The organism is Frankia torreyi (assembly GCF_000948395.1).
In the GTDB taxonomy this organism is placed as follows: domain Bacteria; phylum Actinomycetota; class Actinomycetes; order Frankiales; family Frankiaceae; genus Frankia; species Frankia torreyi.
Genome location: NZ_JYFN01000035.1, coordinates 55,720 through 72,695, shown reverse-complemented (window position 1 = coordinate 72,695; position 16,976 = coordinate 55,720). Strand labels below are relative to the sequence as shown.

At 72.8% G+C, this 16,976-nt stretch carries 19 protein-coding genes and 1 pseudogene; 14 read left to right on the top strand and 6 right to left on the bottom strand.

All coding sequences use genetic code 11. The features are described from left to right. Nucleotides 1–157 precede the first annotated feature (157 nt). Nucleotides 158–730, bottom strand: coding sequence for a cob(I)yrinic acid a,c-diamide adenosyltransferase (locus tag FF36_RS20280; protein ID WP_044886700.1), 573 nt, complete (start codon nucleotides 728–730; stop codon nucleotides 158–160). 212 nt (nucleotides 731–942) lie between these two features. Between FF36_RS20280 and FF36_RS40435 the strand changes: the two are divergent. Together FF36_RS40435 and FF36_RS41515 are read left to right on the top strand one after the other, a co-directional pair. Beyond that, nucleotides 943–1,095 (top strand): annotated as a pseudogene (locus tag FF36_RS40435) (protein kinase); the annotation flags it as partial. A gap of 156 nt (nucleotides 1,096–1,251) precedes the next feature. Then, entirely contained in the window at nucleotides 1,252–1,581 is a 330-nt protein-coding gene (locus FF36_RS41515) for a DUF4158 domain-containing protein (RefSeq protein WP_220386324.1), read from the top strand. Between the two features lie 105 nt (nucleotides 1,582–1,686). On the opposite strand, the gene FF36_RS20270 is transcribed toward FF36_RS41515, so the two are convergent. After that, complete coding sequence (locus FF36_RS20270) at nucleotides 1,687–2,589, bottom strand: LysR family transcriptional regulator (protein WP_044886699.1); 903 nt, start codon at nucleotides 2,587–2,589, stop codon at nucleotides 1,687–1,689. 167 nt (nucleotides 2,590–2,756) lie between these two features. On the opposite strand from FF36_RS20270, the gene FF36_RS20265 reads away from it, so the two are divergent. Then, nucleotides 2,757–3,068 carry an EthD family reductase gene (locus FF36_RS20265; protein ID WP_044886698.1) on the top strand — a complete coding sequence of 104 codons (312 nt, stop codon included), beginning with the start codon at nucleotides 2,757–2,759 and terminating at the stop codon, nucleotides 3,066–3,068. 336 nt (nucleotides 3,069–3,404) lie between these two features. Next, nucleotides 3,405–3,695 carry a LytR C-terminal domain-containing protein gene (locus tag FF36_RS20260; protein ID WP_052681250.1) on the top strand — a complete coding sequence of 97 codons (291 nt, stop codon included), beginning with the start codon at nucleotides 3,405–3,407 and terminating at the stop codon, nucleotides 3,693–3,695. A 175-nt stretch (nucleotides 3,696–3,870) separates the two neighbouring features. On the opposite strand, the gene FF36_RS20255 is transcribed toward FF36_RS20260, so the two are convergent. Continuing rightward, a complete protein-coding gene (locus tag FF36_RS20255) occupies nucleotides 3,871–4,614 on the bottom strand; it encodes a protein phosphatase 2C domain-containing protein (RefSeq protein ID WP_236706604.1) in 744 nt (247 codons plus the stop codon). Beyond that, nucleotides 4,611–5,432 carry a hypothetical protein gene (locus tag FF36_RS20250; RefSeq protein WP_199865446.1) on the bottom strand — a complete coding sequence of 274 codons (822 nt, stop codon included), beginning with the start codon at nucleotides 5,430–5,432 and terminating at the stop codon, nucleotides 4,611–4,613. The genes FF36_RS20255 and FF36_RS20250 overlap by 4 nt, the downstream gene beginning before the upstream one ends. Nucleotides 5,433–5,467: 35 nt before the next feature. Here FF36_RS20250 and FF36_RS33045 point away from each other — a divergent pair, with 35 nt between their 5' ends. Beyond that, the gene (locus FF36_RS33045; protein ID WP_082122083.1) at nucleotides 5,468–5,794 is read left to right on the top strand and encodes an NUDIX hydrolase; all 327 of its coding nucleotides are present in this window, start codon (nucleotides 5,468–5,470) and stop codon (nucleotides 5,792–5,794) included. Between the two features lie 48 nt (nucleotides 5,795–5,842). After that, the gene (gene murA / locus FF36_RS20245) at nucleotides 5,843–7,102 is read left to right on the top strand and encodes a UDP-N-acetylglucosamine 1-carboxyvinyltransferase (RefSeq protein ID WP_044886715.1); all 1,260 of its coding nucleotides are present in this window, start codon (nucleotides 5,843–5,845) and stop codon (nucleotides 7,100–7,102) included. 56 nt (nucleotides 7,103–7,158) lie between these two features. On the opposite strand, the gene FF36_RS20240 is transcribed toward murA, so the two are convergent. Then, nucleotides 7,159–7,542, bottom strand: coding sequence for a hypothetical protein (locus FF36_RS20240; protein WP_082122082.1), 384 nt, complete (start codon nucleotides 7,540–7,542; stop codon nucleotides 7,159–7,161). A 380-nt stretch (nucleotides 7,543–7,922) separates the two neighbouring features. On the opposite strand from FF36_RS20240, the gene FF36_RS20235 reads away from it, so the two are divergent. The 8 genes from FF36_RS20235 (at nucleotide 7,923) to FF36_RS20200 (ending at nucleotide 16,203) form a co-directional block, all read left to right on the top strand. Further along, entirely contained in the window at nucleotides 7,923–8,288 is a 366-nt protein-coding gene (locus tag FF36_RS20235; protein WP_044886696.1) for an STAS domain-containing protein, read from the top strand. Between the two features lie 206 nt (nucleotides 8,289–8,494). Continuing rightward, entirely contained in the window at nucleotides 8,495–9,118 is a 624-nt protein-coding gene (locus FF36_RS20230; RefSeq protein WP_242418314.1) for a hypothetical protein, read from the top strand. A gap of 157 nt (nucleotides 9,119–9,275) precedes the next feature. After that, complete coding sequence (locus FF36_RS20225; protein ID WP_236706606.1) at nucleotides 9,276–11,399, top strand: protein meaA; 2,124 nt, start codon at nucleotides 9,276–9,278, stop codon at nucleotides 11,397–11,399. Further along, complete coding sequence (locus FF36_RS20220) at nucleotides 11,380–11,982, top strand: HD domain-containing protein (protein ID WP_044886694.1); 603 nt, start codon at nucleotides 11,380–11,382, stop codon at nucleotides 11,980–11,982. The genes FF36_RS20225 and FF36_RS20220 overlap by 20 nt, the downstream gene beginning before the upstream one ends. Nucleotides 11,983–12,038: 56 nt before the next feature. Next, nucleotides 12,039–12,701, top strand: coding sequence for an endonuclease NucS (gene nucS / locus FF36_RS20215; protein WP_044886693.1), 663 nt, complete (start codon nucleotides 12,039–12,041; stop codon nucleotides 12,699–12,701). Nucleotides 12,702–13,204: 503 nt separating this feature from the next. Continuing rightward, the gene (locus FF36_RS20210) at nucleotides 13,205–14,965 is read left to right on the top strand and encodes a 3-hydroxyacyl-CoA dehydrogenase family protein (RefSeq protein ID WP_236706607.1); all 1,761 of its coding nucleotides are present in this window, start codon (nucleotides 13,205–13,207) and stop codon (nucleotides 14,963–14,965) included. A gap of 240 nt (nucleotides 14,966–15,205) precedes the next feature. After that, nucleotides 15,206–15,889 (top strand): YkvA family protein, encoded by a 684-nt coding sequence (locus FF36_RS20205; RefSeq protein WP_044886692.1) that lies wholly within the window; start codon nucleotides 15,206–15,208, stop codon nucleotides 15,887–15,889. Continuing rightward, nucleotides 15,886–16,203: a hypothetical protein gene (locus FF36_RS20200; protein WP_052681252.1), complete on the top strand. Its 318-nt coding sequence runs from the start codon at nucleotides 15,886–15,888 to the stop codon at nucleotides 16,201–16,203. The genes FF36_RS20205 and FF36_RS20200 overlap by 4 nt, the downstream gene beginning before the upstream one ends. Nucleotides 16,204–16,246: 43 nt before the next feature. On the opposite strand, the gene FF36_RS20195 is transcribed toward FF36_RS20200, so the two are convergent. Continuing rightward, a complete protein-coding gene (locus FF36_RS20195; protein WP_044886691.1) occupies nucleotides 16,247–16,963 on the bottom strand; it encodes a sugar-binding protein in 717 nt (238 codons plus the stop codon). Nucleotides 16,964–16,976: the final 13 nt, after the last annotated feature.

Here is a 16,976-nt window from a genome sequence, read left to right as displayed (position 1 = left end):
CCGGGTTGCCGGGGACGGTGAAGCGTCAACCACCCGGGAAGGCGGCATGATCCCCACCGGGAGTCCCCCTCGTTCACGAGGAGGAGGAAGCCAAAATTGGGTTGACTGGACTGTCGTCGACCCTCCGGTATGTGCAGGACTCCGCCGGGGACGCTGGTCAGGCGTGCGCGCCCGGGCGCCACAGCACGTCCCCCTGCGGGTTTGCCACCCGGGCGAGGATGAACAGCAGGTCCGACAGGCGGTTGAGGTACTTGGCGGCCAGCGGGCCGGTGCGCTCGGGCTCGGCGTCGAGCAGGGCCCAGACGGAGCGCTCGGCGCGGCGGGCCACGGTGCGGGCGGTGTGCAGCAGGGCCGCGCCCGGCGTGCCACCGGGCAGGATGAACGAGTCGAGCTTCGGCAGGTCGGCGTTGAAGCGGTCACACGCCTCCTCCAGCCGGTCGACGTACGCCGCGGTGATCCGCAGCGGGGGATAGGCCGGCTCGGCCACGACCGGCGTGCACAGGTCCGCGCCGACGTCGAACAGGTCGTTCTGGACCTGCCCGAGCACCGCCCGCACGTCGTCGGCCAGCCCTCCGAGGGCGAGCGCCACGCCGATCGCCGCGTTCGCCTCGTCGACGTCCGCGTAGGCGGCCAGCCGCGGATCCGTCTTCGCCACCCGGGACATGTCGCCCAGCGCCGTCGTGCCGTCATCCCCGGTGCGGGTGTAGATCCGGGTGAGGTGTACCGCCATGCCCCCACTCTAGGGAGCGGCCCCCCGTCAGGCGTCGCGCCCGCGCTCCCTCGCCGCCCGCGCCCCCGCGCCTTCACCGGCGAAGCACCCCGTGAGATCGATTGCGGTGCGTCCTGCACGGTCTGAGGCCCGGAAGCGTGCACAACGCATCTCGGACACCGGAGCAGCTCCGGTTCGCGGCCAATCAAGCTGTTGCGGGTTGCCACAGAACCGGCGGCACCCTCACGCGGCGCCGCCGGGACATGACCCAGCCGGAGGCGTGTGCGGTGGGGTTGGCGGTTGCTGCGGCGCTGTCTCACGCGCACGCCCGCGGGGTGCTGCACCGTGACATCAAGGCCGACAACGTGCTGTTCCGGGCTTGGGGAACATCGGTACAGCGGCTGGCGCTGAGAACGATCTTGAGTAGTGGGCGGTGAACTTCCAGCCCGGGTGGTCTGCTTCCTGGGGCCCTTCGGCCAAAGATCCATGGTCTGTAGCGGCGGGTGGTTGGCTCCGCCGCCTGCCGGTGGAATTTCCGACGGATGACCAGGCCGAGGCGTACGGGAAGTTCGTCGGAGGAGCCGACGCGCCCGGAGTTGGAGCGCTTCTTCTTCCTGGACGACGTGGACCGCGATCTGATCGCGCTGCGCCGTACGCAGTACCACCAACTGGGCTTCGCGCTACAGATGTGCACGGTGCGCTACATCATGACCCCAGGGGTCAGCCCGGGCCGCGAAGCCCTGACCCGCTCCCGGCTGGTCCACGTAGACCAGTACTACCTGCTACTACCTGCGCGCGGACACCATCGCCACGGCCAACGCCGCCCTGATCGAGGCCCAGGCGAAGGTGCCGCAGTCCCGCCCAGAGGGTGAAGCTGGGAAGGTGATGACGACCTGCGGAGAGTGCGGGGCGTGGGAGTGCCGCAAGGTCTTCGGTCTCGCCACCGCGGAAGTTCGCCTGGCATGACCTGCTGCCCGTCAGTCCGACAGCCAGTGCAGCTCGTGCGCCAGGGTCTTGGCGACGGCACGGACGCGGCGGTGTAGTGGCGACTGTTCGCGCGGAAGGACCAGGTGGATCGTCAGGCTGGGTGCGCCGTGCAGCGGTCGCCAGGTGATGCCGGGCGGTGGTGCCGTGACGGCGGCCTCGCCGGCCGGGGCGAGGGTGAGCCCGTCGCGCAGGTCGCGCTGTGACATGTCGAAAGCGACTGTGGGCGTGTGGAATCGGGGATGTGGCCGGGTATCGCGGAACAACGCGGCCAGCTGGTCGTGGATCACGGGGTTGGCCGCACGGTCGGGGAGTCGCAGCGGATACGCGGCCGCGGCGGCGATCTCGATCTCCGGGTGTTCGGCCAGCGGATGGTGCTGCGCCAATTGGACGCCGATCCGCTCACGCCGCAGCAGGTACCGGCGCACGCCACGGCCCGGCTGTTCACCGCGGGTGATCCCGGCATCGATGCGGCCGTCGGCGACCGCGGGGGAGATCTCCGGTGTCGCCATCGGGACCGCGCCGACCTCGAGTCCGCTGTTGCCGCGAATCAGCCTGTCCACCAGGGCCGGTGCCGTCTCGGCCCCGGCGCTGAGGCTGTATCCGATGCGCAGCGTGCCCAGTTCACCGGCCGCCGCGCTCCGGACGGTGTCCCATGCCCGATCCAGCGCCGCCAGCGCGGGCGGCGCGGACTCCGCCAAAGCCGCGCCGGCCGTGGTCAAGACGACGCTACGCGTGTTGCGGACCAGCAGGGCCGTACCGAGTTCCGCCTCCAATCGGCGCATCCGGGCGCTGAGCGCGGGCTGTGCGATACCGATCCGTGCGGCCGCGCGGGTGAAGTTCAACTCCTGCGCCAGCACCAGGAAGTACCGCAGGCTCACCGTATCCGGCGCCACGTGCCCTCCCTGCCGATTGATAGCGATCCGTTCTGAGCCTATCCCGTACCGGTATTTCCCTCGACCGCACGCCAAGCCCTAACCTGCGCATATGACGATTCAACTGACCGCGGTCCTGGACATCGCACTCACGCGGCCCGCCGACCCTGATCTGGACGGAGGTCGTCATGCATAAGTTGGTGGTCCTGTATTCCAAGCCCGCCGACCCTGACCACTTCCGCGACTACTACGTGACCAACCACCTTCCACTGGTCATGAATTGGCCCGGCCTGCTTGCGTGGCGCTACAGCTTCGACGTGGCGGCGACCACGGGAGAAGCGCCGTATTTCGCGGTCTTCGAGGGCGACTTCGCTGACGCCGCCGCCATGGCCGCGGCGCGGGCGTCGCCGCAAGGCCAGCGGGTAGCCGCCGATGTCGCCAACTACGCCACCGGCGGTGCGGTCATCATCCACTATCCGGTGCAGGACGGCACCGGCTGACGTCGCCAACGCCAACAGCACCGGCTGCCTGGCCGCCCACCTGCTCGACACGACAGGGGCACAGACGGTCGCGATCGAGGTGGAGCAGGGCGACAGCCTCGGTCGACCGGCCAGCGTGCTCGCTTCGGCCCGACGCGGGCCGGCGGGCATCACGACCCGGGTCGGCGGGTTAGCGGTGGTCCGCGACGGACACCGAGGCGACAGCTAGACCGTCCTCTTAGCGGTTCGCCGGACTCGAAGGACCCCACCCCGTCGCCGAGCCCGTCGGCGACCCGGCCGGCCGAGAAGCCGCCGTCGTCGACCTTCGCGTCGACGGCGAGCGCGCGGCCGCCCGCGGTGACCGCGCCGGTCGTCGTGCTGAACAACTCGCGGATCAGTGGGCTGGCCGACTCTGCGGCCCGGCAGGTGGAGGCGGTCGGCTTCCCCATGTCGCGGACGGGTAGCTACCTGTCGATCTACAACGTGCCGGTGTCCACGGTCTTCTACGACGACGCGCACCGTGACGCCGCCCAGGCGCTCATGGACACCATCCCCAAGATCAAGGAAATTCTGCCCCGCTCGCAGGCGCAGATCGTCGCCTCCGACCCCCTGATCCTCGTCGTCACCCGCTACTGGCCGGCGGACTGACGCTTGCGAGGGCCGTTAGTTGTGGGCCAGTGGGCCCGGCGAGCAGGCGCCGCGCCACGCCGACGACTGAACCCGGGCGCCGGCCGATTGTCGTTGCTGACCGCACCGCGGGAGGCGCACCGCACCGCGGGAGGCGCACCCCCGGGGTGTCGGCGGTTCCCTCGGGAGAGGGGTCTCAGAGGCGGGCGTAGATCGCGGACGCGTCGTCGCTCACCCCGAAGCGGGGGAAGCGCGAGCAGCTCGGGTCGGCGCGCTCCGCCGCCCGCAGCCGGTCGAGCAGCTCCGCCTCGCGGCCCGCGGCGATCTCGTCGAGCAGCTCGGTGTCGTCGCGAACCAGGCCGAAGGGCCGGACGGCGCGGGCGAATCCGTCGGACATCGCCACCAACTCCGTCCCCGGGGCCACCGCGAGCGTGGTGGCGTACGCATGCTCGGCCGCGGCCGGCACGTCCGACAGCATCCAGGAGCCCCGCGGGGTGTTGCGCCACCGTCGACGTTCCCGGTTATGGGCGTGGGCGCGGGCGTAGGCGTCGGCGGCCGTCTCGCCGCGGTCCAGCTCGGTGCGGACCCGCTCGAGCAGCGCCTCCTCCACCCCGGCGAACTGCGGATCGACGAACTCGATCACGGTGGCGCCGGGCGGGCGCAGCAGGACCGGACTGTCACCGAGCAGGCACAGATCGAGTCGGCCGTCGCGGACGCGGGCCAGGCTCAGCGTCGCCGTCGGGAAGCCGTCGGCGGGCAGCCCGGCTCCACGCCCCTCGGCGCGGACGTGGCCGACAAGGTCTCGCAGCACCGCCCGCAGCGGACGACCCTCCCAGGGCACCTGGGCCAGGAACGCGTCGGCCACCGCGCTGAGCCAGGCCGCCGGGGAACGACCGTCCACCTGGACCTCGTCGCCCAGCGGGGTCGCGCCGTCGATCACCCACAGCCCGTCCGGACGGCAACCGGCCGCATCCTCGTTATCCGGCTTGTCCGACCGACTGATGGACCGCAGCACCCGCACCCGTCGGCCCCCACCCGGTCATGAGAAAACCCGCCGTCACGAGTATCACCCCGACGATCGCGGGGGCCAGCCGACGCCAGACCGACCCGCTGCCGCCCGCCGTCCCCGATGCGCAGGGCGTACTCGGCGCCGGTCGAGTCCTCGTCCTCGATCGCCCGCGCAATGCTGGCGCGGGCGGTGGTGAACGCGCCCCGCAACGTGGCGATCCTGGCGTGGGTGGCGTGGTAACGGGCGTACCGACCGTCGCTGAGCGCGATGGCTTGGCGGACGTGCCGTTCGGCGTCCAGAAGCAGGCGCGGGTCGCTGTCAGGATCACGCTCATGACGGTCCGCGATGACTTCGGCGGCCAGGTGCAGTACACCAGGAACACTCGCCAACCGCTCGACGGCCTCGACGGCGAAGGTCAACGCGGCATCGAGGTTCGCGGGGTCGTCGCCGAGTGCGGCGTAGTACTCGGCCTGCAGGTAGAAGAACATCGGGTGCCGGCCGAACCGAGACTGGTAGCGGTCGGTGTTCGCGCGGTGTCTGCGGTGGTCCTTGCGTCGCCAGGCTCGTACCTGCAGGCAGTAGAAGGCGTTGAACCGGGTCTGCTCGGGCAGGTCGGCGCCCTCGATGATCGCGGTGAGGGCTTCGTCGCCCGCGTCCGGCCCGGCCAGCAACGCTCGAGCGGCGGTGCCGAACCCCGGATCGGTCTCCGGCGGCAGGTCCGCCAGCCGCTGACGGAGACTGTCGCTCACCCCGATTTCCGTGGTGCAAAGAGTACGTTCCGCACATGCATTCGGTGAGCGTAGCCGGAGTGACACTCCACGAGAACGGGTCGATTCTGTGTATCCGGCGTAGGGACACCGGAGCCTGGCAGATTCCCGGCGGAGTCCTTGAACGCGGCGAGACCATCCAGGCCGGGCTGTGTCGTGAGGTTGCCGAGGAGACCGGCGCGTTTGTCCGGCCGGTCCGCTTGACGGGGGTCTACCTGAAGCCCTGGCCGGGCGGGGGGAGCCGTTCGTCCGGGCTCATGACGGGGTGTCCGTGGTGGGGGCGGACGGATCGGGATGAGGCGAGCGCGCAGGGTGGTGGGGGTCAATCCGGTGGGTGCCGGTGAAGATCTTTGCGCCAGGACCTAGCATCGAGGTCCGTGGAGCGCTTCGTCGTGACAGGCGGCACCCGACTGGCCGGCGAGGTAGCCGTCCCGGGCGCGAAGAACTCGGTTCTCAAACTGATGGCCGCGAGCCTGCTGGCCGCCGGTCGCACGACCCTGACCGCCGTTCCCGACATCCTCGACGTCACCGTGATGTCCGAGGTGCTGGTCGGACTCGGCGCGACGGTGGAGCGGGATGTCGGCGGTGGCCGGCTCGGCATCGACGTTCCCGAGACGCCCGGGTTCTCGGCCGACGGGGAGCTCGTCCGGCGGATCCGGGCGTCGGTGGCGGTACTCGGCCCACTGGTCGCCCGCTGCGGGGAGGCCCGGGTCGCCCTGCCCGGGGGGGACGCGATCGGCTCGCGGGCGCTCGACATCCACGTCAACGGGCTGGCCAAGCTCGGGGCGCTGGTGGACGTCGAGGGCGGCGCGCTGGTGGCGCGCTGCTCGGGTCGGCTACAGGGGGCGTCGATCTGGCTGGACTTCCCCAGCGTCGGCGCCACCGAGAACCTCCTCATGGCCGGCGTCCTCGCCAAGGGCACGACCGTGATCGACAACGCCGCCCAGGAACCCGAGATCGCCGACCTCTGCGCGATGCTGACGGCGATGGGCGGGCGCATCGACGGTGCGGGTTCGTCGACCCTGGTGATCGACGGTGTGGACGCGCTGTCCCCGGTCGAGCACCGGACGGTGCCGGACCGCATCGTCGCCGGCACGTACGCGATCGGCGCGCTGATGACCGGCGGCGACGTCATGATCCGGCACGGCCGGGCCGGGCATCTCGGGATCGTGCTGGAGAAGCTGGTGCAGGCCGGCGCGGAGATCGACGTCCGTGACGACGGGTTCCGCGTGGTCGGCCGGGACCGCCCGCGTTCGATCGACGTCGTGACCCTGCCCTACCCCGGGTTTCCGACGGATCTGCTGCCGCAGATCATCGCGCTGGAGGCGATCAGCAGCGGGACGTCGCTGATCACCGAGAACGTCTTCGACAGTCGCTTCGTGTTCTGCCGCGAGCTGCACAAACTGGGCGCTGACCTGCGCACCGACGGCCATCACGTCATCGTGCGGCCCGCGGACCGGCTGACGGCGGCCCGGGTGATGGCGTCGGACGTGCGGGCCGGCGCGGGCCTGGTGCTTGCCGCCCTCGTCGCCGAGGGCGAGACCGAGGTGACCGACGTGTACCACATTGATCGTGGCTATGCCGGCTTCGTGGAGAACATGACCGCGCTCGGCGCCGACATCCGGCGGGTCTCCGACCGGGCGGTGGCCTGAGCGGCAGCCTGAGCCGCCTCAGGTCTGCCGAGCCGCCTCAGGTCTGCCGAGCCGCCTCAGGTCTGCGAGGACAGCCCGCCGGGTGGGGTGGCCAGGGCGCGGGCGGCCCGGGCCGCGTCGGCGCCGAAGACGAGCACGTGCCGGCGCTGCCGGGGTCGGGACAGGATGTTGCCGGCGGCGTCGATGTGCAGCGGGGTCATCGCCATCGCCCAGGTGGAGCGGATGCCCCGGGTGCGCAGGGCGGCCCGGGCCCGGCTCACCTCGGCCGGCGTGTCGACGACCGCGACGGGGACGAGCAGCCCGAAGTCGTGACCGAGCACGACCCCGCGGGGCAGTGCCCGCAGCGGGGTGGACGCCCAGCGCGCCATGACCATCAGCAACCCCACGGTCAGCATCGCCAACGCCGGTTCGACGAAGTACTGCGCCGAGTTCACGGCCACCTGGCACCTCCGAATCACCGCGCCGCAACCGGGTCACGGGGGCGCGCGGGAGCCTCGGACGGAGCTCCTCGCCCGTCGACATCCGGTCTCCATGGTCCCAGACGCACGGCGGATCGGCAGGAGTTCCCGCCCCGATCCGTCCTGATCCCGTCGCGGAATCCGACAGAGGAAACATCGCGCCGCGATGGCTGGGATCATCGAGGTAACCGGCCCCGACCCCCCGTGGCCGAGCGACGACGGTTCGGACGAGGCGAGAGGGCGTAAGGCGGTCCGTCATGCGCGGAACCGCACCTGGGTGCTACCCGCGGTCGACGCGGATAGCTGGTAGCGCCGGCGTCACGGTGAGCGGGGGTGCCGGGCGGCCGGGGACGGGAGACCACATGAACAACGACGTGAACGTGGTGCACATGTACGGTCCGCGCGGGGCGGGCGGCCGCTGCGGGCAGGCGGTGCGGCTGGTGGGCAGGGTGGACGTGCGGACGGTGGGCGCGTTGCGGTCCCTGCTGCACGCCGCCATCGACAACGGCAGCGGGCCGCTGCGCGTCGATGTCGCCGGGTTGGAACTCGGCGACCATGCGGCGCTCGGGGTGCTGCTCGGCGGGGCGCGCCGGGCCAGGGCGGCGGGCCGATCCATGGTGCTCGTCGACGTGCCGAGCGCGCTGGGCCGGATGTTCGCCGCCAACCGGCTCGGGCGGCTGCTGCGGTTCGAGGAGCCGACCGAGCTGGTGCACGTCGGGCACGCCTGAGCCGCCTCGCGCCGCCGCCCTCGCGGCCGGCGACCGGGCGAAGCGGACCGAACCTGGGTGGATGCGCACCGTCATCCCGGGCGCGCCCGCGTGCCTACTGGACGTCCGATGCGGCATGCTTGCCGGGTACCTGCTGATCGGGTACTGCTTTCGGGTCACTGGCCCGGCTGATGACATGGTGGACGCCGGACGGAGGTCTGCAGGACGTGGAGGTGCCCGCGCGGGTGGATATCGCCGGCGAACGCAGTGCGCGGCCCGCGGGGCTTCTCGGCGTGCGTGAGGTGCGGCCGGTCGTCGCGGTCGCGGCGTTCCTCGTCGCGGTCCTGATCGGCGTGGCCATCGGCTACGCCACCGCCGACCGCGGCTCGGGCGACGGCACGACGGTCAACTCGTCCGGCCAGCCGGCGCCCGAGCTCACCCCCGCCCTGCGCACCGCACCGTGGGAGGGCACCCGCCAGCCGGGCCGGGCGCACCAGATGCGGGTCGACGACGAGCCGAACCCCACCGCTCTTCGGCTGGCCCTGTCCTGGACGGTCGCCGAGCAGATCAGGGCCGCGGGCAACAGCACGATCACCGCGGCTCAGGTCACCGTGCCGCAGGGCATGTTCTTCGGCGCCGTCGAGGGCGTCGACGCCGCGCACGACGCGTACTGGGCGATCGGCCGCATCGAGGTCGCGGGCGTCGCCAGCCGGCCGCCCGACCCGTACGTGTGGCGGCGGATCGGCACGGGGCCGTGGACGATCGTCAGGAACGGCCCGAACGCCTGCACGGCGATTCCCCCGGTCCTCATCCAGGAGTGGAAGGGCCAGCCCGCCCCCTGCGCGGGCTGAGCGTGCGCCGCGCCGACAGGCGGGGCTCGGTGGGTCGGCCTAGTCTCTGACTCGTCGCCCGCGGTCCGCGCGGGCTGAGGCCGGCGTGATGACCCCGCCCGCGCCTGCCGTCGGTCGGTCCCCGGCCCCGGCGCAGCGCCCCAGAGAGGCGGCGGCGATGACGGACCTGTCAACCCGCTCGGCGAATCCGCACGGCACCCGCACCCCGCAGTCGTCCTCCCGCCCCGAGGCCGGCGCCAACCGCCCCGCAGACGCCCGTTCCGACGCCGACACCGGTGCCGGCGCCGGGCGCGGAGCCCGGGATCGGGGCTGGATCATCCGCACCTACGCGGGACATTCCAGCCCCGCCGAGAGCAACACCCTGTACCGCCGCAACCTCGCGAAGGGCCAGACCGGCCTGTCGGTGGCCTTCGACCTGCCGACCCAGACCGGCTACGACCCGGATCATCCGCTCGCCCGCGGCGAGGTGGGCCGGGTCGGCGTGCCGATCGCGCACCTCGGTGACCTGCGCGATCTGTTCGACGGAATCCCGCTGGCCCGCACCAACACGTCGATGACGATCAACGCCACCGCCATGTGGCTGCTCGCGCTCTACCAGGTCGTCGCGCAGGAGCAGGGCGCCGACCCGGCCGAGCTCGCCGGCACCACGCAGAACGACATCATCAAGGAGTACCTCTCGCGGGGGACGTACATCTTCCCGCCGGGGCCGTCGCTGCGGCTGGTGACCGACCTGATCGCCTACTCGGTGGCGGAGCTGCCGCGGTGGAACCCGATCAACATCTGCAGCTATCACCTGCAGGAGGCCGGGGCGACCCCGGTGCAGGAGCTCGCGTTCACGATGTGCTCGGCGATCGCCGTGCTCGACGCCGTGGCGGCCACGGGGACGATCCCCGCCGCGCGGATGGGGGAGGTGTGTGCCCGGATCTCGTTCTTCGTCAACGCCGGGGAGCGTTTCGTCGAGGAGATGTGCAAGATGCGGGCGTTCGGGCAGCTGTGGGACGACCTGCTGCGCACCCGGTACGGGGTGAGTGACCCGGCGGCGCGCCGGTTCCGCTACGGCGTGCAGGTCAACTCGCTCGGGCTGACCGAGGCCCAGCCGGAGAACAACGTCATCCGGATCGTGCTGGAGACCCTGGGCGTCACCCTGTCGAAGGACGCGCGGTGCCGGGCGCTGCAGCTCCCGACCTGGAACGAGGCGCTCGGCCTGCCCAGGCCGTGGGACCAGCAGTGGTCCCTGCGCGTCCAGCAGATCCTCGCCCACGAGACCGACCTGCTGGAGTACGACGACCTGTTCACCGGCTCGCCCGTCGTCGAGGACCGGGTGCGCCGGCTGGTGGCGGACGCGACCGCCGAGATCGACCGGGTCCAGGCGATGGGCGGGGCGGTGGCCGCCGTCGAGAGCGGCTACCTGAAGTCGGCGCTGGTCTCCGCCCAGGCGGGCCGCCGCGCGCGGATCGAGAGCGGCGAGGATGTCGTCGTCGGCGTGAACCGGTTCACCGAGACCGAGCCGAGCCCGTTGCTCGCCGAGCTCGACACGGCGATCCAGACGGTCGACCCGGCCTTCGAGCCCGCGGCCCGGGAATCGCTCGCCGCCTGGCGGGCCGGGCGTGATCCGTCCGCCGTCCGGGAGGCGCTGCTCGGGCTGCGCACCGCCGCCGGCACCGAGGTGAACCTCGTCCCCGCGACGCTGGCCTGTGCACGGGCGGGCGTCACCACCGGAGAGTGGGCCGACACTCTGCGAGAGGTGTTCGGCGAGTACCGCGCACCGACCGGGGTGAGCGGCGCCGTCGGAGTCGGCGGGGATGGGGGTGGGACCGGGCTCGAGGAGCTGCGTGCCCTGGTGGCTCGCACGGGCGCGCAGCTCGGGCGGCCGGTGAAGATGCTCGTCGGCAAGCCCGGCCTCGACGGCCACTCCAACGGCGCGGAGCAGATCGCCGTGCGCGCCCGCGACGCCGGCTTCGAGGTCGTCTACCAGGGGATCCGGCTGACCCCCGGGCAGCTCGTGGCCGCCGCGGTCGAGGAGGACGTGCACGTCGTCGGGCTGTCGGTGCTCTCCGGGGCCCACCTGGACCTGGTGGGCGAGGTGCTCGGCGGGCTGCGTACCGCCGGCGCCGGGGAGGTTCCCGTCGTCGTCGGCGGCATCATCCCCCCGGCGGACGCGCGGGAGCTGGCCCGCCTCGGCGTGGCCGCGGTGTTCACGCCCCGGGACTATGAGCTCAGCGCCATAATTCGCGGCATCGTGGAGGTCGTACGGTCGAGGCATGCCCTCGACCACCCCTGACGCGGCCGAACCCGGCCGGCCCGGCCCGGCGCCGAGCAGCTCGAGCGCCGGTCCGAGCGCCGGTCCGAGCGCCGGTCCGAGCGCCGGTCCGAGCGCCGGTCCGACCCTGGATGACGCCATCGCCCTCGCCACCCGGGTCCATACCGGCCAGATCGACAAGGGCGGCGAGGAGTACATCGGCCATCCGCTGCGCGTCATGGCGACGGTCGCCCGCACCGCCGAGGCCGCCGGCGTGGACCCGCACACCGCCCAGCTCGCCGCCGTTCTGCACGACGTCGTCGAGGACAGCGACACCACGCTCGCGGACCTCACCGCCGCCGGCTACCCCGCGCCGGTCGTCGCCGCCGTCGACGCCCTGTCGCACCGTCCCGACGAGTCGATGCAGGACTACCTGGCCCGCGTCGCCGCCGACCCGCTCGCCGTCGTCGTCAAGCGAGCGGACATGCAGGACAACTCCGACCCCGCCCGCCTCGGCCGCCTGGCTCCCGACCAGGCCGAACGCCTTGCCACCCGCTACGCCGGCCGCCGCGAGCTCCTCGACGACCTCGTCTCCGCCCGCAACATCCGTCCCGGCCGGAGGTGAACACCGGCGGCCACCGGACGGCGGGGCGGTCAGGGGGGTCGCGATAACGTGACGTCATGCGGCTTGTCATCGCTCGGTGCAGTGTCGACTACGTCGGACGTCTTACCGCCCATCTGCCGAGCGCCGTCCGACTGGTGCTCGTCAAGGCGGACGGGTCGGTGTCGATCCACGCCGACGGGCGAGCGTACAAGCCGCTGAACTGGATGAGCCCGCCCTGCGTCATCGCGGAGGAGACGGGGGTCTGGCGGGTGACCAACCGGGCCGCCGAGCAGCTCGTCATCACCCTCGAGGAGATCCTCCACGACTCCAGCCACGAACTGGGCATCGACCCGGGGCTGCGCAAGGACGGCGTCGAGGCTCACCTGCAGGTCCTGCTCGCCGACCGGCCGGACGCGATCGCCCCGGGGCTCACCCTGATCCGCCGCGAGTACGAGACCGGGATCGGGCCGGTCGATCTGCTCTGCCGCGACAGCGATGGATCCACCGTGGCCGTCGAGATCAAGCGTAAGGGTGAGATCGACGGGGTCGAGCAGCTCACCCGCTACCTCGTCCGGCTGGATGCGGACCCGGCGCTGCCGCATCCGGTGCGGGGCATCCTTGCCGCGCAGTCGATCACCCCGCAGGCCCGGCTGCTGGCTGCCGACCGCGGACTGGGCTGTGCCGTCGTCGACTACGACGAGCTGCGCGGGCTGGAACCCTCCATTCCGACCCTGTTCTGACCGCCCGTCCCCGCCGGCCCGTTCCCGCCGGCCCGTCCCCGCCGGAAATCCGTTCGAGGCGGCCGGCGCGCCATTCCGGAGTATCGGTTCTTCCGGGGCCGGCCGCGGAAATTCCTGACGGGTCATCGCGGCATTGCCGGCGGTCTCGTCTTTCGTCGCTCTTTTCCCGGGCTGGAAGAAGATGTTTCAGGGGCGAGGGATTCGTCACTCCGGTGAACTCCGACTGATCTCGGGCCGGGCGGTGGAAAGGCTGGGAGAATCGACGGGTCCGCGGTTGGATACCGTGCGGCCCGCGATATCGGGCACATTTTCGTCGGGCTGTCGCGACGACTCTGAGGAGTCAGGGCATGGCCGAAAGAGCCCGGCGGGGAACGCATGCGCACGACAGGTCGGAAAACGCCTCCCGCACCGGCGGCGACGTCGCGACGGTTTCGGCGGATGGGCGGCCCGCCTCCGACGGGGGCCCGCGGTGGCGGCGGGTCGGGGTGGTGGGGCTCGGCACCATGGGGGCCGGGATCGCCGAGGTGCTGGCCAGGGCCGGGCTCGACGTCGTCGGCGTCGAACGGGACACCGAGGCGCTGGGCCGGGCCCGCGGGCGGATCGAGCACTCCCTGGACCGGGCGGCCCGCCATGGCCACCTGACCGACGACGTTCGCGGCGAGCTGCTCGGCCGGCTGAGCCTCGGCACCGAGCTCGCCGCGGTGGCCGGCTGCGACCTGGTGATCGAGGCTATCGATGAGCGGCTCGACGCCAAGACCGCGCTGTTCGCCCGGCTCGACGAGGTCTGCCCGCCGGCGACCGTCCTGGCGACGAACACCAGCTCCCTGTCGGTGACGGAGCTCGCCGCGGGTACCGATCGCTCGGCCCGGGTGCTCGGCATGCACTGGTTCAACCCGGCGCCGGTGATGGGCCTGGTCGAGGTCGTCCGCACGGTGGTGACCGACGCCGACGCCCTGGCCGCGGTCGTCTCGCTGGTGGGCGCGGTCGGCAAGACGGCCGTCGTCGCCGCGGACCGGGCCGGGTTCATCGTCAACGCGCTGCTGTTCGGCTACCTGAACAACGCGGTGCGGATGGTCGAGGCGCGCTTCGCCACCCGGGAGGACGTCGACGCGGCGATGCGGCTCGGCTGCGGTCATCCGATGGGCCCGCTGGCCCTGCTCGACCTCATCGGCCTCGACGCGGCGCACGCCATCCTCGCGTCGATGTACGACCAGACCCGCGATCACCTCCACGCCCCGGCGCCGCTGCTCGGCCAGCTCGTCGCGGCCGGCCTGCTGGGCCGCAAGACCGGCCGCGGTTTCTACACCTACCCGGAGACGGACTCCCCGGACGTGCCGTCCGAGGGCCCCGCCAGGGCCGACCCCGGCGCAGTCGAGGAGCCCGGCGGAGGTGTCGGCGGGGCGGCGATGCGGGTTCGGTCGGTCGGGATCGTGGGCAGCGGCACGATGGCGCGAGGCATCGCCGAGGTACTGGCCCGATCGGGCCATGACGTCGTCCTGCGGGCCCGGCGGCCGGATGCCGCCGACGCGGCGCTCGGCCGGGTCGAGGCGTCGCTGGCGGCGGCGGTCGCCAAGGGCCGGCTGTCCGACGACGACCGCGACGCCGCCCTGGGCCGGCTGCGCGTGACCACGGACCTCGGCGAGCTCGGCGGCTGCGACGTGCTGCTGGAGGCGGTCGTCGAGGACCTGGCGGTCAAGCGGGAGCTGTTCACCGACCTGGACAAGGTCGCCCGGCCCGGCGCCGTGCTGGCGACCACGACGTCCTCCCTGCCGGTCGTCGAGTGCGCCACCGCGACCCGGCGGCCCGAGGACGTCGTCGGCATGCACTGGTTCAACCCGGCCCAGGTGATGCGCCTGGTCGAGGTGGTACCCACGGTGCTCACCGGGGACGGGGCGACGGCGACGGTCCTGGCGCTGGCGCGGGCGGCGGGCCGGCACCCGGTGCGCTGCGCCGACCGGGCCGGGTTCATCGTCAACGCGCTGCTGTTCCCCTACCTGAACGACGCCGTGAAGATGCTGCAGGCGAACTACGCCACGATCGAGGACATCGACACGGCGATGACCGTCGGCTGCGGCCATCCCATGGGCCCGTTCGCCCTCGCCGACGTGGTCGGGCTCGACGTCACCCTCGCCATCACCCGCTCGCTGTACGAGCAGTTCCGCGAGCCGGGCTACGCCCCGGCACCGCTGCTGGAGCATCTCGTCCGGGCCCGCTTCCTGGGTCGCAAGACCGGCCGGGGCTTTCTCGTGCATCCACGCCGGTAGTCCGATCCGCCGGACGCGGAACCGGGGGTGCCGGGGCGGGGATCCCGCCGCCCGAGACACGGCGCCGGTGGGGTCGCCAGATCGAGGCGTCCCAGGCAGAACGTGGCACGCCGCGGGGGCGTCGTCCGTTGACAGGTGACGGCCGGCGCCGCGGTCGCCCGTGGAAGGTGCCGGATGCGGCACTAGGATGTCGCCGGTCGGCGGGAAGTCCTGGTTCGCACAAGAGGAGACGCCACGGGGATGGTCACGCTCGACAAGGACGCCGTGCGGCAGGTCGGTCGGGAGATAACGATGTTTCTCCCCGATCTGGTCATCATGCTGCGGCAGGTCGTCGCCGATCCACGGGTGCCGCAGTCCGCGAAGGTCGAGGCCGCGGCGGCGCTGGCGTACCTGGTGTCGCCGCGCAACCGGCTGACGAACATGATTCCCGTGGTGGGCCAGCTCGACGACGTCGCCATCGTCGCCTTCGCGTTCCGCCGGCTGGTCGTCGGCGCCGGCGAGCCGATCCTGCGCGAGCACTGGCGGGGCAGCGACCGCGGCTTCCAGGTGCTCATCGGCGCGTCCTCGGCCCTGGCGAGCCCGGCCGGGGCCCTGCGCAAGGCGAAGGTGGCCCGGTCGCTCGTGGCGGCCGGCATCGACCGGGTCCGCGGCGCCGCTCCGGGCGGAGCGGGGGGCGCCGGCGGGGTGGGTGATGCCGGCGGGCGGGCTGCGGGTTCTGCGGGCGCCACGGGTGCGGCCGGGCGCGCGTGGGGTCGCGGGCGCGGCGGCCGTGCTGGCGATCCGGCCGGAGATCCCGGCCGCATCGTCGACGGGGAGGTCGTGGACCGGGCCGAGTGGGTCGCGGCGCCGGATTCGGACGGCGGCCCGGCGGGGCCGCGGCCGCGGCGGCCGCGCTCCTGGGAGCCGGGCAGACGGGGTCGGTGACGCGTCGGGCGCGGCGCCGTCCCACCCGGGGTAGGGACGCGCGCGGGCAGAACGGGCGCGGGCGGCCGGTCGGGGCGTGGCTGCCCGATCCGGTGGTGGTGCTGCGCGACGGAGAGTGGGTGGTCCGCCCGGTCACCGGGGCGGCGACGGCGAAGGTCTACCGGTGCCCCGGGTGTGACCACGAGATCAACCCGGGCACCGCCCACCTGGTCGTCTGGCCGCCGGAGCGCGTCGAGGACCGCCGGCACTGGCATCGCCCGTGCTGGGATCGCCGCTGTCGGGCGGCGCGCCTGCGGTCGGAGGGCCCCGGCTGAAGGCGCGCCCGCCCGAGTCAGCCGCGGAGGTTCCGGCCTGGGCTCAGGCGCTGCGCACGCTGGCGGGCGCGGGCAGCACGGTCGTCTCCGCGCCGATCGCCTTGCGCTCCTCGACCGGCGCCGCCTCGATCGAGGCGATCGAGGCACTGGCGGCGGTGAGCTTGTCGCGCAGCGCGCCGAGCTGGGCCGTCACCTGCTCGCGCAGGGCGGCGAGCTGGGTGGTGACCTGCTCGCGCTGACGCTCCAGATCGGCCAGCCGGCGCTTCGACTCCTCCTCGGCCGCCGCCGCGGTGGACCGGGCGATCTCGACGATCCGCTCGGCCTCGGCACGCGCCGTCGAGACGATCGAGGCGGCCTGCTCGTCGGCCTCCCGCAGCGTCTTCTCCCGGGCGGCCTCGGCCTCGGTGACGATCCGGCGGGCCTCCTCGAGCTGGGCGTCGGCCTCACGGGTCCGCTCGGCGCGGACGGTGGCCGCCTCCTCCTCCGCGAGCTGCAGGATCTGGGTGACCCGGCCGCCGAACTCCTCCCACGCGGGACGGTTCGCGACCAGATCGTCGCGCACGCGGGCCGCCTCCGACGCCGCCTCGGACGCGGCGGCCTCGGCCGCGGCCCGGTGCGCCTCGGCCTCGCGAAGCTGCTCGACGAGCCAGTTCACGTGGTGGGTGACCTGACTGGGGTCGTAGCCACGGCGGACCAGATCGAAGGCTGGGGGCCCGTCGGTCTCGCCGGCCATCGGGATGAGATCCGTGTGTTCGGTCATAGGACCTCAGCAT